A 14,451-nucleotide genomic window follows, 5' to 3' on the forward strand; every position below is an offset into this window, starting at 1 on the left:
GTAATTGGGGCGGGGAGTGCCGAATCGAGAATGGCATTCAGAAAATGGATGAGTAGGGCGCGATTGGATTCTGAACCAAGCAGGGCTTTGAATACGCAGTCGATCTTGGGGTCGATAGGATGGTGCATAATGATGATTGAATATGATTGATGAATGCGGTTTTAGTCTTGCTGATTATGCAATTGAACTTTGAGACGTGCGAGTTCGGCTAAGGCCGCCGCTTCACGTTGCTATGCAATACTGATGATCCGGCAGCGGATGCTAATACGCCAACGCTGGATCAAGCACAGGGTTTAGATCAAATCGTGTCTTGAATCAGATGGCGTGTCGTTATAGCGTGCAATAGCAACCGTGACGCTTTTCCCGTCGGCACCGCGATAACGCTGTTTCGGAACAAGTAGCGCACCGCCATTGCTAGCGCAGAGCGCGGCGGCTTCGGCAACACTAGGGGTGCCAATAGCAGCAACGATGCGGGCTGAGGGATGTGGAACGACGATACGGTCAAGGGCGTGAACCGAATAACCGCGCACTGGCCAGCCACGTTGCATGGCGAGTTCGAGCAAGGCAGATTCTGAACTGACTTTGTTGATATGGCTGACGAGACCGCGCACGCGGATGGCTCCGAGTGGATTTAGCGCAGTGTCGATGGCGTGCGCGAGGGTCGCTAACGTCACGCCATGCTGACAGCCGATGCCGATGATGATTTCAGTGGCGCATAACGGTTCGTTTAAATCTATGCTCCACATCAACCCAATCTAGCCAACACCCGCCCCAGCGTCTCCGCATAACGGCGCAGTTCATCTTCAGTCCGCATCTCGGTTGCGCACACCAACAATGCTGGCGCAAGTTCGGGATAATCCGGCCCCAAATCGAAGCCGCCTAAAATATCCTCAGCGGCCAGCAAGCGCAGCACATCCGCTGTCGGTGTCGGCAGCCGCAACGCTAACTCGTGGAATACCGGACGCTCAAACAGCGGTTCAACACCCGGAAGCGCACTCAGCAGTGCGCCGAGTTGTCGTGTGTTGGCATGACAGCTCGCCGCGACCCGCTCCAAACCTTCCGCGCCCAGTAGCGCCAGATGAATCGTCGCCGCCGTGACCATCAGCCCTTGATTGGTGCAAATATTCGAGGTCGCCTTGCCACGCCGAATATGCTGCTCGCGGGCCTGTAGCGTGAGCGTAAACCCGGGTTTACCGTCCAGATCGAGCGTCCGCCCGACGATGCGCCCAGGAAGCTGGCGCACCAGTTCCTGTTTGCAGCAGAGGAAACCGGCATAGGGGCCACCAGAGGACAGCGGCATACCGAGTGGCTGGGCTTCACCACAGGCAATATCAGCACCTCGCGTCCCCCACTCACCGGGCGGGGTCAGCAGCGCCAGCGCGAGCGGATTGACCACCGCAATTGCCAGCGCCTTGTGTGCGTGCGCCCAATCGGTCAGTTCATCGACGGTTTCTAACACCCCGAAGAAATTCGGCTGATTGATGACTACAGCAGCGTATTCCGCGCCAGCAGCAGCGGTTGCTAACTGCTCAAGCGCGGTGTGTCCGCCACGCGGATCGAAATCCACCTCGACCAGTTCCAAACCCTGTGGCGCAACCAGCGTGCGCAGGGTGCGTCGATACGCCGGATGCAGCGCACGCGGCACCAGCACGCGCGGTGATTTGGTCTGACGATTAGCCCGCACCGCCATCAGCACCGCCTCAGCCAGCGCCGATGCACCGTCATAAAGCGACGCATTGGATACAGCTAACCCAGTGAGCGCCGTCATCATCGACTGAAATTCATAGAGCAACTGGAGCGTGCCTTGACTGGCTTCGGCCTGATAGGGCGTGTAGGCGCTATAAAACTCGCCTCGGGTCGCAAGCTGCCAGACGGCAGCCGGAATATGATGCTCATAAGCTCCCGCGCCGATAAAACACAGCGGCTGGCCATCAGCGCGGGCGCGGGCGTGCATCAGGCGCGTGATCTCTAGCTCCGAGAGCGCCTCGGGAATGGCCGCCAGCGCCGAATCAGCGACGCGCAGTTCGGGCGGAATCTCATCGAAGAGCGCGTCGATGGACGCAACGCCGATGGTGGCGAGCATCGCGCTGATGTCATCTGAGGTGTGGGGAATGAACGGCATACAGATTCAATCGCTGGAAGTGAGCGGCGCGGCGGGCGGGTGCGGGCGTGACGCGATGATTAAATTAAGACTCGTCGGCAACAAGCTGCGCGTAAGCCGTCGCGTCGAGCAGGGTCGCCAGTGCTGCCGGATCACTTGGGGAGAGGCGGAAGATCCAGCCGTCAGCATAGGGGCTGGTGTTGATCGCGTCTGGTGTATCAGCCAGCGTCGCATTGCCAGCGATGATCTCGCCAGCGAGCGGCGCGTAGATATCCGAGGCGGCCTTGACCGATTCGACCACAGCGCAGGCGTCCTCGGCGGCGACGCTGCGCCCGCTTTCGGGCACTTCGACGAACACGATGTCACCGAGCGCCGCTTGCGCGTGGTCAGTGATGCCGACGGTAACGGTGCCGTCGCCGTTATCGCGTACCCATTCATGCGTTGCGGTGTATTTTAGATCAGCGGGTAGGGTGCTCATAATCGTTATTCCAAATTCTAATGAAGCTTCAAACAGTTAGCGCAATCGCGTGTGTTATAGAGTGAAACAGGATTAACAGGATGATGCCGGATGAACAGGATTGTTTTTTAAATCATCAATTATTAAAAATCCTGTTAATTTTGAATAATCCTGTTAATCCTGTCTAAAAATCAAACACGGCTTACAGTTCAACCAAAATCCGGCCCTGACGCACAAACGGTGGCTTGACGATCCGTGCCGCGACCGGCTTGCCGCGCATCTCAACCTCGCACGTCTCGCCCAGCCCCGGAGCAACTCGCGCCAGCGCAATCGAGCGTTGCAGCGTCGGGGCAAAGCCGCCGGAGGTGATCTCGCCGACTTCACGCCCATTGCTCAACACGGTCTGATGCGCACGGAGTACGCCGCGTCCGGTCAGCAGCAGCCCGACAAACTCGCGTCGTTCTGGACTGGTGCGCAACTCTTCGAGCGCAGTGCGACCGATAAAATCACGATCAGCCGGTTCCCACGCCACCGTCCAAGCTAAACCCGATTCGAGCGGCCCGACATCTTCGCCCATATCCTGACCATAGAGATTCATCCCCGCTTCCAGCCGCAGCGTATCGCGAGCGCCCAAGCCGCACGGCCGCACGCCAGCATCCAGCAGCACCGACCACAGATCGACCACATGATCGGCGGGCAACAGCATCTCAAAGCCATCCTCGCCGGTATAGCCAGTGCGGGCGATGAACCAGCCGCCGCATTCAACCGCATGAAAGGGCGCAAGTTCGAGCGCCGACTCCGCCATTTCACGCGGCAAACAGGTCGCCGTCAGCTCGCGGGCCTGTGGCCCCTGAATCGCCAACATCGCCAGATCAGTACGGCGACGAATCGTGACATCAAAACTGCCGCGCCACCGCTGCGTTTCCAGCCAAGTGAGATCTTTATCTGCCGTACCCGCATTGACCACGAGGCGATAATGCCCCGACGGGCCGCGCAAATAGACAATCAGATCATCGACCACACCGCCGGAATCATTGAGCAGACACGAATAAAGCGCCTGACCGACTGTTTTGAGCTTGGCGACATCATTCGCAAGCAGACGGCGCAAAAAGGCCTGCGCGTCCGGCCCTTCGACATCGACCGGACACATGTGCGAGACATCGAACACCCCCGCGTGCTCGCGCACCGTGTCATGTTCTTCAAGCTGGGAGCCGTAATGCAACGGCATATCCCAGCCGCCAAAGGGCATGAATCGCGCTCCAAGACGGGCGTGCTCGGCATAGAGTGGAGTTTGAGCAATTCGCATAAAAACGCTTCAAATGTCTATCAAAAAGTCGGAAAGCGCGGTGTGTGTGCGCCGCATGTGCCCGAAAGCTTATCCGTGATCGGCAGTCGGAAACCAGAGCGGATCGAGAATCTGCTCCGCTGACCAGGGACAGGTTTCGGGAAAATCAGCCAAGCCGGTTTCTTGTGCAGCGTGCGCAGTCGCATCATCCCACACCCCTAGCCACCACTGCGGTTCAGTCAGTCGCGGACGTAAGCTTGGCGTTTCTTCCAGACGCCGCAGAATGCCTCGGCGCTGATTGCGAATGGTGATCTCCCAACTTGCCCCGCGCCGCTCGGGTTGCTGCGCCCATTTAATAAGATGCGCCAGCAACAGCGCCATCCGATTGGCCAGCTCGCGCTGCTCGCTTTTGCCCACGTCCTCGATCTCCTCGGCGAGATGTTCAAGATCTAACTGATCGAAGCGCCGCTCGCGTAGCCAGCGTGCCTGCTGATTCGCCCAGGCGATGATGTCCTGCTCATAGTGCGCACCAGATGGCATCGCGCATCAACTCTCGCTATGCTCGCTATCGGCACGCCGCCGAAATCGCGTGCCACCGCAGTCAGCGCAGGGCGGGATGCGTCCAGCTTTCACAAAATGAGTCTCAGCCCCGCATTGATCGCAGACCAGCGTACCCGGGCCGGTGATCTCGCCAGCTTGATAGAGACTCATCTGGCGTGCTGTTTCTGCCCACTGCGCCAGTTGTAAGCTGGTTTGATCGGCGACCAGCTTGAACATATCAAGCATCCGCTTTTCCATCAGCTCCAGATCGAAGCGCCACCAGTCGCGGATATCCTGTCCGGTGTCGGCGATATATTTGGCCGCGTCCTCGATGTCGCGCTTGACATAATCGGACACCTTCTCGGCCTCTTCGCGTGTCAACTCGCCAAGTTCGACCATGCGCTCGCGGGTTGTGTCCACGATCTCGCGGAACAGCGGCGCGGATTCCTGCTGCGCTTTTTCAATCGCCTCATGGGTCTGTTTCAGCATCCGCTCGTAGGCTTCGACCAGTTTGTCGGTCGTGTCGTGCTTGGGGTCTTCACTCATGGCGTGCAGCTCCGTTGGATACAATGGGGACGGAGAAGGTGATGCCGTTGACAGCATCGCGTCGTACTGGGGAATTGTGCCCGATTAGGACGACTGAGCGATAGATGTTGCGTGATCGAAAAGTTGGTGGGGCTGCGTAACATTTCGGCATTTCTTAACTTTCTCTGACGGATATTCAGGTAGCTGCCGATTTATACGTCGGTACGTTCTGTTGCTCGCTTGAGCGCGTGATGCCATACTCTTGATTCCGTTCGATAACCAAGAACGGAACGCTCTTTAATCAGTTCAGGTATGCGGTTGTCAGCACGAGTTGCTGACGTAAAACTTGAAACGCACTCAAGAGTTTTGCGCTCGTGAACGCCTGTTTGCGAGCTTTGGGAGATACCCCCTCGCCTGGAAACAGGCGTGCATGTGTTGCCAATCGTTAACGATTGGTAGCATAAATGTATCGGTTCGATGATCAATGCCCAAGCTCCCCACTAAAACCGTCGCTGGCCGCACCTATCTGCACATCGATGCTCTGCCGCTGCTGGACGCCGCCACCGCCGCTCGCGTGCAACAGGCCGAGCGGCTGGCCGGTATCGAACGCCGGACGCACTTTAATCTGGTGCGCCTTGATGACGCTGGCGCGGCGATTGCGCTGCTCAATTATCCCGACTTCGCTGACGATCCCTTTCCGGCACTGCGTGAAAGCTGGCTCGTCGATCTGGAGGCCGGCACTCTGAGCTATCGTACCTATGCCGATTCGCTCAATCCGCCGATTCTCCATCGCAAAGAGCTGTTTTTAGCGCCTGAGCATCCGCGCCGCGCTGAATATAGCGCCCTGACCAGCGCGTGCGAGGCGGTGGGTCTGTTCGATGACCCGCGCCGCATCGGGTATCGCCGTCAGTGGTTGGCGCTGATCCGCGAGCGCGGCTATCAGCTCGATGGTCACGCACTGCTACCGCTGGGCAATGACGATGCGCCCGATCCTGATACGCCAAGCGCAGTGACCGACGCGCCGTTCCAACCCGGCTGGCAGGCGGCGCGACATCTGACCGCGCTGACCCGCTACGGCTTCTCAGCGCCGATTCAATCGCTCGCCCGTCACGGCTTCTTGGATGGACGCTATCGGCTGTTCGATTATGGCTGTGGGCGCGGCGATGATGTGCGCGGCTTGCTCGAAAATGGACTCGATGCCGCTGGCTGGGATCCCTATCACGCTCCAGATCGACCGATTCAGAGCGCCGATATTGTCAATCTTGGGTTTGTCATCAATGTCATCGAGGATTTTGACGAACGGCTGGAAGCTCTAACTCGCGCTTGGTCGCTCGCGGAACGGCTGTTAGTGGTTTCGGTGATGCTGGCCAATCAGAACGACCCACGCGGCACCCGCTTTCGGGATGGCGTGCTGACCCAGCGCGGCACCTTTCAAAAGTATTTCACGCCGTCGGAAATCAAGGCGTTTCTCAATCAGGCGCTCGACGCCGAGGCGATTCCGGTCGCGCCCGGTGTGCTTTATGTGTTTCGGGATCAGGACGCCGAACAGCGGTTTTTGCTCGACCGCTATCGCCGCCGCCGTGCGCCGTTGCGCAGCCCGACCCCGCGTCCGCGTGTCTCCAGCGCCAGCACCCGCGAGCCGCGCCCAGCACGCGACCGCGCTGCCGAGCGTGAGGCACAGTGGCGCGAACCGCTCGAACAATTATGGGCACTCTGGCTGAGTTTGGGCCGCCCGCCCGAAGCGGCTGAACTCGCCGCCGAACTGCGGCTGGCGCTCACCGAAGGCTTTGGTTCACTGGCCAAAGCGCAGCGTTTTCTGCGCTCGCGCCGCGATCCGGCGGAACTGGAACAGGCCGCGCAAGCGCGGCGTGACGATCTGCTGGTGTATTTGGCGCTGCAACAGTTCGAGCGCCGCCGCCCGTATCGGCATCTGGAACCTGGGCTGCAACAGGACATCAAGCACTTTTTTGGCGACTATGCTACGGCCTGCGCTGAGGCTGCCGCCGGGCTGTTTCGCATCGCCGATAGTGGCGCAATCGAAGCGGCCTGCCGCACGGCGGCTGAACAGGGGCTGGGCTGGCTCGATGCGGGCCGCTCGCTACAGTTGCACGCGAGTCTGGTTGAGCGGCTGCCGCCACTGTTGCGGCTCTATGTCGGTGCCGCTGCCGTGCTCTATGGCGATTGTCAACATGCCGATCTGGTCAAAATTCACATCGCTTCGGGCAAGGTCAGCTTGATGCGCTATGACGATTTTGACGGTCAGGCGCTGCCGCGTCTGCTGGAGCGGGTCAAAATCCGACTGCGCGATCTCGACAGCGATTATTTTGCCTATGGCGCGGACTATGAACCGCCCTTTCTGTATAACAAATCACGCTATCTCAACGAAGAGTTTGCGCACTATCCCGAGCAACTAGCCTTCGATCAGGCGCTTGCCGATCTCCGATTATTTGACCAGAACAGCTATGGCCCGCCGCCAGCGCGGTTGCTGGAACTGCTGGCCGAGCGGCGCTGGATGATCGACGGATTTGAGCTGGTGCGACCGCGCACGCTGCCCGCGCTCGATGCGCCCTGCGGCCGGTTTTTGACGTTCCGGCAGTTGATCGAATGTGGGGAAACGCAAGCGCGGACTGGTTTGGCTAATCTGCCGCGCCAGCCTGAGAGCTATGACGCACTGCTGGAACTGGCGGAACGGGTGCTCGATCCGGTGATCGAGTATTTTGGCGCAATCCGCCTGAGCTATGGTTTTTGCTCGCCGGAGCTGGCGCGGCAGATTCCGGGGCGTATTGATCCGAAACGCGATCAACATGCCGCCCATGAGCGCAATCGGTTGGGGCATTTGCTTTGCGAGCGGCTAGGCGCGGCGGTGGATTTTAGCGTTGAGGATGAGAGCATGTTCGAGGTGGCGCAGTGGATTGTCGCCAATACGCCCTTTGATCGGCTCTATTTTTATGGTGACGATCAGCCGCTGCATGTCAGCTATGGCCCGAACCAAGCGCGACAGATTGTGCTAATGCGCATTGGCGCGAGCGGGCGACTGGTGCCGCGGGTGATGGCGGAAGCGGTGTTTTTGGCGGCGTCTGCTGACAATGTGCTCACTGTCTAATCCCGAAGCTAATCCTGAATATAAAAATGCCGCCAGCCGATCCCACTGACGCGGATCAACTGTTCAAAAAACAGCGGTGTCGGCACCGCTTCGCCCGGAAAGACTTCTTCAATCTGTACAAAGATCCGCCCGAATCCGCCGTGCTGTTTCCAATCCCAGCTCCAGGGCGGGCGCGTTTCGCCACAGGCCGGACAGCGTACCCCAGCGTGCGGATGCGTCGCCCACTGTGCGATACGCTCGCGCCAATCGGCGAGCGGTGCGCGACAGCCGGCACAGCGCGGTGCGCGGGTGTTGCGGCCAATCTGTAACCGTGGATGATCGCTGACTGCTGGCAGACGAATATGCGAAAAGCGTTTGCCTGTGGGCGATTCTTCAAGCTGCACCGCACAACCGGCAAAGGTCAGCAGGCTCAAAAAACCGATGCCGGTACTAAAAGCGCGTTCATCAGGCGCGGTCGGCAGTTGCTCAGGCGCGATGGGATGGCCGAGAAAATCCGAGGTTATCAGCCCTTCGATCAGGACATCTAAATCTGGCACACGATGCGGGTCAACGGGCGTCAAAATCAGCCGTCCGGTATGGAGCGCGGCAGCGGGTGAGTTAGTGGCTTTCATACATCACCGTCTTAAAATCGAAGTTGAGATCGGGGCTGGGCCACTGGAGATAATGTCCTTGAATCCAATCTGGGCGACAGATCCAGACGCGGTGCAGATCGTCCGGCCCATCCACACCAGGCACAATGCTGGCAATCCCCTGCTCGCGTAGCGTCTGAATCGCCTGCCCAAGCACAGATGGATCGCTTGCCTGCCCGAGACGCAGCGTGAGTTTTGCCAGACGAATCCCGAGTGCTGCAAGCTGATGCGCTTCGTCGGCTTGACCGCTGACATTGGCGGCACAGATGCGAAAACCGAGCGTCGTCAACCGCTGCACCAGTGGTCGTGCTTCGGCGTGGTGACGTTGCAGCTCGATGCTTGGCAGTTGCAGTACAGTGCGAGTGGCAAAGGCGCTCACCAGTGCCGCGTGTCTGTTGAGCCACTCAAACCAATCGGGCGCGGTCAGGGTCGCGAGATGCTGATGCACCAGCAAGCGCGGCGCGGCAATCTCAGCGGCTTCCTGTTCCAGCATTGCCTGCCAGGTGCGCTCTAGCATCCAGCGATCTAGCGGCGATATGAGTGCGGCGCGGCTGGCCACGGTGAGAAAATGTGATGGGGAGAGTTCTTCGCCATCAGCGGTGCGCAAGCGAATTTGCGCTTCATAACAGCCTTCGCCCTGCGAATCGACCGGCAAAATCGGCTGAAAGACCGCCCGCAAGCCATCCTGTTGCAGCGCGGTTTGAATCAAGCGTTTGGTGACGGCCTCGCTAATCACCGCCGCTCCCGGCTCAATCAGCGGCGACCAGCTATGCACGCGATCTCCGCCCGCTTTGCTGGCGCTGTGTACGGCTTGTTCGGCCCGCGACAGCAGCGACGGGAGATCCTCCGGCGGTGGATCGCAGCGCGTGACGCCGATACTCAGCGTCACCGAAGCGGCCGGCGCAGTCTGAGCGGTCTGCGGGACGGTGACAATGTGCAGATGCTCATGCAGTTGATTGGCCAGTAGCTGCAATGCTTCGGGATTCGACCGCCGCGCTAACACCGCGTAGCGGGTGTCGCCGAGTCGGGTGGCGGCTTCGTTGATATTGAGATGTTGCCCGATGTTCTGTTCCAGTTCGCGCAGCAGCACCTCTAGCCCGCCATCACCAAGCCGCTCACGATGGGCGGCGCTTGCGTCGAGATCGAGCAGAATCAAGCCCAGTTTGTCGCTCTCGGCTGGCCACTGGAGCAGCAGCCGTTCCAGATAACTGATAAACACGTCGCGAGGCAAAAAGCCATGTGCATTGTCGCGGCGATGAGCGAGATGGAGCCGATCTTGAAACCAGCGCGAGCGACGCAAGCGCGGCTCAATCGCCGCTAACAGTGCCTCACGTCCGGCGGATTTTGGAACAAAGCCATCGCCGCCGGTGCGGAGTGCCCACAACTGTTGCAGTGGCTCGATGGCATCACTGAGAAACAGGATCGGCAGTGCGGCAAATTCTGGATCATCGCGTAAGATCGCCACCAATTCAAAGCCAGAAACCTGCGTAAACTGGGTATCGAGCAACAGCAGATTCGGCTTGAATGCCGTGAGCCGTACCAACAGCTTCATCGGATCATAGACGACGAGAATTTTTAAGCCAACGCTGGCCAACAGGTGCGCCAATTGGCGTCCGGCGCTCGGATCTTCGACCAACACCAGCACGTTGTAGTGCGTGATTTCCAGCACCCCGCACAGCGCCAGTACCCGCTGTGCCAACCGTCGTGCCGAAACCGGCTGCGACAGATAGCTCACCAGCCCGGCGCGTCGCGCCGCTAACCGATTGCTCAACAGCTTCTCGCCGCGTTCCGCGGTGGCGGCCAGTCCAATCAAACTCGGGCGGCGGCGCGTGGTGGTGAGGATCCGTTCACACACGGATTTGAGATGATCCGTCGCGGCGATCAAAGCCAGATCGAGCACGATGACCTCGGGCGCGACTACGGTGGTGCGCTCAATGAGCTGCTCGACCGTCTCGCAGGCATCGAGTTGCAGCGCGTGCGCCGCCAAGAGCGGGCGCAACGCCGTGATAAGCGCCGCTTGCGTGCTCAACAGATAGACAAAACCAGTGGGGGGCGTGTGATTCATTACAGCTCAATGTTGAAAGGCACAGGCGCACCGAGCGCGGCATGTTGAAATTGTAAAGAGATTGGCGCTTCTATTGAAATCGCCACGCCCTTTGGTTAGTTTTCCCCGACACAATTTGCCGCTGGCGGTGTCTGTGGGTGCCAATCATTCACGGACTGAGATCACACCCTTTGAACCTGATCCGGATCATGCCGGCGCAGGAAAGTCGGCGCGAGCGGTGATCGTTTTGATCTGGGCCGCGTGCGTTCGCGCACAGTGCCACGCTCCCCTGCCGGTTCTGCTGCTGCGCTGGTTCTGGCATTTATTTGGTTCGGCCAGCGATCCCAACGCCACCTCTACCCCTGACGCCTGAGCGCGTCGCCCATGCCAGCAGCCGCTGCCGAGGAATTTTGATGAGCGCCATTCCCCACGATTTCGTCCGCAAAACCGCCCAGTTATCTGAGGAGGTAACGCGGCCGTTTCCGAACTCGCGCAAAGTGTATGTCAGCGGCTCGCGGCCCGATCTGCGGGTGCCGATGCGCGAAGTCTCGCTGACGCCGACCCAGACTAATCAGGGCAGCGAAGAGAATCCACCGATTCCGGTCTATGACACCTCGGGGCCGTACACCGATCCGGCGGCGCAGATCGACCTGCTGGCCGGACTGCCCGATATTCGTTCTGGCTGGATTGCCGAGCGTGCCGATACCGACTTGCTCGACGGCCCGACCTCAGCTTTTGGTCGCGCCCGCCAACAGGATCCGGCGCTGGCGCATCTGCGCTTTGAACATCTGCGCATCCCGCGCCGCGCTAAGCCCGGGCGCACCGTGACCCAGATGCACTATGCGCGGCGGGGGATCATTACGCCCGAAATGGAATATGTCGCCATTCGTGAAAATCTGCGGCTTGATGCGCTGCGGGCCGATCCACGCTATCGCAAACTCTTGCGTCAGCATCGCGGGCACAACTTCGGCGCGACCCTGCCCGAATTGATTACGCCGGAATTTGTCCGCGATGAACTTGCACGCGGCCGGGCCATTATTCCCGCCAATATCAATCATCCAGAATTAGAACCGATGATTATTGGGCGCAATTTCCGCGTCAAGATTAACACCAATATCGGCAATTCGGCGCTCACCTCATCGATTGCTGAAGAAGTCGAAAAAATGGTCTGGTCAGCACGCTGGGGCGGCGATACGCTGATGGATTTATCAACCGGCAAACATATTCACGAAACCCGCGAATGGATTTTGCGCAATGCGCCGATGCCGATTGGTACCGTGCCGATTTATCAGGCACTGGAAAAAGTCGATGGCCGCCCGGAAGAACTCACTTGGGAATTGATGCGCGATACGCTGATTGAACAAGCCGAACAGGGCGTCGATTATTTCACCATTCATGCCGGAGTGTTATTGCGCTATGTGCCGCTGACGGCGGAACGGCTCACCGGAATTGTCTCACGCGGCGGCTCGATTTTAGCCAAATGGTGTTTAGCCCATCATCAAGAAAATTTCCTTTATACGCATTTTGAGGAGATTTGCGAGATTATGCAAGCCTATGATGTCGCCTTTAGTCTTGGCGATGGCTTGCGTCCGGGTTCATTAGCCGATGCCAATGATGCAGCGCAATTTGCGGAATTAACAACACTGGGCGAATTAACACAGATTGCTTGGAAGCATGATGTACAAGTCATGATTGAAGGCCCCGGACATGTGCCATTACAATTAGTGCAAGAGAATGTCACCAAAGAACTTACCGATTGTTATGAAGCGCCCTTTTATACCCTCGGCCCGATTGTCACCGATATTGCGCCGGCTTACGATCATATTACGTCCGGCATGGGTGCAGCGAATATCGGCTGGTATGGTACCGCGATGCTGTGCTATGTCACACCGAAAGAACATCTCGGCTTGCCGAATAAAGAAGATGTCCGCGCAGGCATTATTACCTATAAAATCGCCGCTCATGCAGCGGATTTAGCGAAGGGCTTACCGGGCGCACAGCTTCAAGATAATGCGTTATCTAAAGCACGATTTGAATTTCGCTGGGACGATCAATTCAATCTGTCGCTTGATCCCGAACGTGCCCGCGAGTATCACGATGTTACCTTGCCGCATCAATCGCACAAGGTTGCGCATTTTTGTTCGATGTGTGGCCCGCATTTCTGCTCAATGAAAATCACCCAAGATGTCCGCGAAGCAGCGGCAGTCGAGGCTGGATTGCGCGAAAAAGCCCGTGAATTTCGTGACGAGGGCGCCGCGATTTATAAAGCCGTTTAATCAATCCAGCCAATCCAGCGCACAGACGAGCGCCTATTCAGATGAGCATTGCAACGAACGATTTATATCCGATTACCGAACCCTTCGCCGTGCATGAAGTAACGGTCGATCATGGTCATCGGCTCTATGTCGAAGAATGCGGTCAACCGGATGGATTCCCTGCAATCTTTTTGCATGGTGGGCCGGGCGCTGGATGCGAACCAACGCAACGCGGGTTTTTTGATCCCGACCGCTATCGCGCCATCTTTTTCGATCAACGCGGCTGTGGGCGCTCAACACCACATGCGTCGCTGGTAGCAAATACAACCTGGGATTTAATCGCGGATTTAGAAGTGATCCGCCACCAGCTTGGCATTGAACGCTGGCTGGTATTTGGCGGATCGTGGGGATCGACACTGGCGCTGGCCTATGCTGAAACCTATCCCGAACGGGTCACAGCATTAGTCGTGCGCGGAATTTTTCTCTGTCGTCCTGAAGAACTTCACTGGTTTTATCAGGAAGGCACGAATTGGGTTTTTCCCGATCTCTGGACGGAATTTATCACGCCAATTCCCGAATCGGAACGCGGCGATTTACTCACCGCGTATCACAGGCGCTTAATTGGCGAAAATAGCGCCGCGCAATTAGAGGCGGCTCGCGCTTGGTCAATTTGGGAAGGGCGCACCGCAACACTGCTGGCCAATCCGCGTGTGCAAGCACATTTTTCTGATTCGCATGTGGCGCTGAGTTTGGCACGAATTGAGAGCCATTATTTCGTCAATCAAGCTTTTTTAGCGCCAAATCAATTACTCCGTGATGCGTCACGCTTGGCCAATATTCCGGGCGTGATTATTCAGGGACGCTATGATTTGATTTGTCCAATGCGCTCGGCTTGGGATCTACATCAAGCTTGGCCGACAGCGGAATTACAGATTATTCCTGATGCTGGGCATTCGGCATTTGAACCTGGGATTCGGCGGGCATTAGTCGCGGCGACAGATCGCTTTGCGCAGGAGTTCACCCACAAATGATCGGGCTGCTACAACGGGTGAATGCAGCGCAAGTCATGGTTGCGGGCGAGACAATCGGGGCGATTGAGCGGGGTTTACTGGTGCTCATTGGCGTACAGCGTGGCGATAACACCGCTCGCGCTGAGCGATTATTAGAACGGCTGCTGGGTTATCGCGTTTTTCCCGACGCCCAAGATCGAATGAATTTAAGTCTGCGTGATATTGGTGGCGGTCTGCTATTAGTGCCGCAATTCACGCTCGCCGCAAATACAACACAGGGTACCCGCGCCAGCTTTACTTCGGCTGCGCCACCTGATGAAGGACGACGGCTATTCGATCATTTAATTGAGCTGGCGCGGATTGCGCATCCATTTGTTGCAACTGGACAATTTGGCGCGGATATGCAGGTGAGTTTAATCAATGATGGGCCGGTGACATTTTGGTTGGAGACTTAATTTAACATATCCGCTATCAAACACTTGGAGCTGTTCAATTCGCTGCT

At 58.0% G+C, this 14,451-nt stretch carries 13 protein-coding genes and 1 riboswitch; of the genes, 4 read left to right on the top strand and 9 right to left on the bottom strand.

Going from position 1 to position 14,451, the window contains the following annotated elements; genetic code table 11:
* The 7 genes from BLW10_RS13720 to BLW10_RS05950 all read right to left on the bottom strand — a co-directional run.
* Window positions 1-128: PD-(D/E)XK nuclease family transposase (locus tag BLW10_RS13720; protein ID WP_177168998.1), on the bottom strand; the 128-nt coding region annotated here is incomplete at its 3' end.
* A gap of 165 nt (window positions 129-293) precedes the next feature.
* A complete protein-coding gene (locus tag BLW10_RS05925; protein ID WP_091333038.1) occupies window positions 294-746 on the bottom strand; it encodes a cobalamin biosynthesis protein in 453 nt (150 codons plus the stop codon).
* The gene (gene gcvPA, locus BLW10_RS05930; protein ID WP_091333040.1) at window positions 746-2,122 is read right to left on the bottom strand and encodes an aminomethyl-transferring glycine dehydrogenase subunit GcvPA; all 1,377 of its coding nucleotides are present in this window, start codon (window positions 2,120-2,122) and stop codon (window positions 746-748) included. Before gcvPA ends, BLW10_RS05925 begins: the two co-directional genes overlap by 1 nt.
* Before the next feature lie 64 nt (window positions 2,123-2,186).
* Window positions 2,187-2,579 carry a glycine cleavage system protein GcvH gene (gcvH, locus tag BLW10_RS05935; RefSeq protein ID WP_091333042.1) on the bottom strand — a complete coding sequence of 131 codons (393 nt, stop codon included), beginning with the start codon at window positions 2,577-2,579 and terminating at the stop codon, window positions 2,187-2,189.
* 181 nt (window positions 2,580-2,760) lie between these two features.
* Window positions 2,761-3,864 (bottom strand): glycine cleavage system aminomethyltransferase GcvT, encoded by a 1,104-nt coding sequence (gene gcvT, locus BLW10_RS05940; protein WP_091333045.1) that lies wholly within the window; start codon window positions 3,862-3,864, stop codon window positions 2,761-2,763.
* Between the two features lie 69 nt (window positions 3,865-3,933).
* Window positions 3,934-4,383, bottom strand: a complete 450-nt coding sequence (locus tag BLW10_RS05945; protein WP_091333047.1) for a DUF29 domain-containing protein — start codon at window positions 4,381-4,383, stop codon at window positions 3,934-3,936.
* Between the two features lie 6 nt (window positions 4,384-4,389).
* Window positions 4,390-4,929, bottom strand: coding sequence for a zinc ribbon-containing protein (locus tag BLW10_RS05950; RefSeq protein ID WP_091333049.1), 540 nt, complete (start codon window positions 4,927-4,929; stop codon window positions 4,390-4,392).
* Window positions 4,930-5,392: 463 nt separating this feature from the next.
* On the opposite strand from BLW10_RS05950, the gene BLW10_RS05955 reads away from it, so the two are divergent.
* Window positions 5,393-8,011 carry a DNA phosphorothioation-associated putative methyltransferase gene (locus BLW10_RS05955; protein WP_091333051.1) on the top strand — a complete coding sequence of 873 codons (2,619 nt, stop codon included), beginning with the start codon at window positions 5,393-5,395 and terminating at the stop codon, window positions 8,009-8,011.
* An 8-nt stretch (window positions 8,012-8,019) separates the two neighbouring features.
* On the opposite strand, the gene BLW10_RS05960 is transcribed toward BLW10_RS05955, so the two are convergent.
* Both BLW10_RS05960 and BLW10_RS05965 read right to left on the bottom strand, forming a co-directional pair.
* Window positions 8,020-8,622, bottom strand: a complete 603-nt coding sequence (locus BLW10_RS05960; protein WP_091333052.1) for a hypothetical protein — start codon at window positions 8,620-8,622, stop codon at window positions 8,020-8,022.
* Window positions 8,609-10,705, bottom strand: coding sequence for a GGDEF/EAL domain-containing response regulator (locus BLW10_RS05965; RefSeq protein WP_091333054.1), 2,097 nt, complete (start codon window positions 10,703-10,705; stop codon window positions 8,609-8,611). The genes BLW10_RS05960 and BLW10_RS05965 overlap by 14 nt, the downstream gene beginning before the upstream one ends.
* Window positions 10,706-10,818: 113 nt before the next feature.
* A riboswitch (TPP riboswitch) is annotated at window positions 10,819-10,925 on the top strand.
* A 172-nt stretch (window positions 10,926-11,097) separates the two neighbouring features.
* Here BLW10_RS05965 and thiC point away from each other — a divergent pair.
* The 3 genes from thiC to dtd are packed head-to-tail and all read left to right on the top strand — an operon-like array spanning window position 11,098 to window position 14,404.
* Window positions 11,098-12,960 (top strand): phosphomethylpyrimidine synthase ThiC, encoded by a 1,863-nt coding sequence (gene thiC / locus BLW10_RS05970; RefSeq protein WP_091333056.1) that lies wholly within the window; start codon window positions 11,098-11,100, stop codon window positions 12,958-12,960.
* 41 nt (window positions 12,961-13,001) lie between these two features.
* A complete protein-coding gene (gene pip / locus BLW10_RS05975; protein ID WP_091333057.1) occupies window positions 13,002-13,970 on the top strand; it encodes a prolyl aminopeptidase in 969 nt (322 codons plus the stop codon).
* Window positions 13,967-14,404: a D-aminoacyl-tRNA deacylase gene (gene dtd / locus BLW10_RS05980; RefSeq protein WP_091333059.1), complete on the top strand. Its 438-nt coding sequence runs from the start codon at window positions 13,967-13,969 to the stop codon at window positions 14,402-14,404. The genes pip and dtd overlap by 4 nt, the downstream gene beginning before the upstream one ends.
* The last annotated feature ends 47 nt before the right edge of the window (window positions 14,405-14,451 follow it).

The organism is Allochromatium warmingii (assembly GCF_900107145.1).
Classification (GTDB): domain Bacteria; phylum Pseudomonadota; class Gammaproteobacteria; order Chromatiales; family Chromatiaceae; genus Thermochromatium; species Thermochromatium warmingii.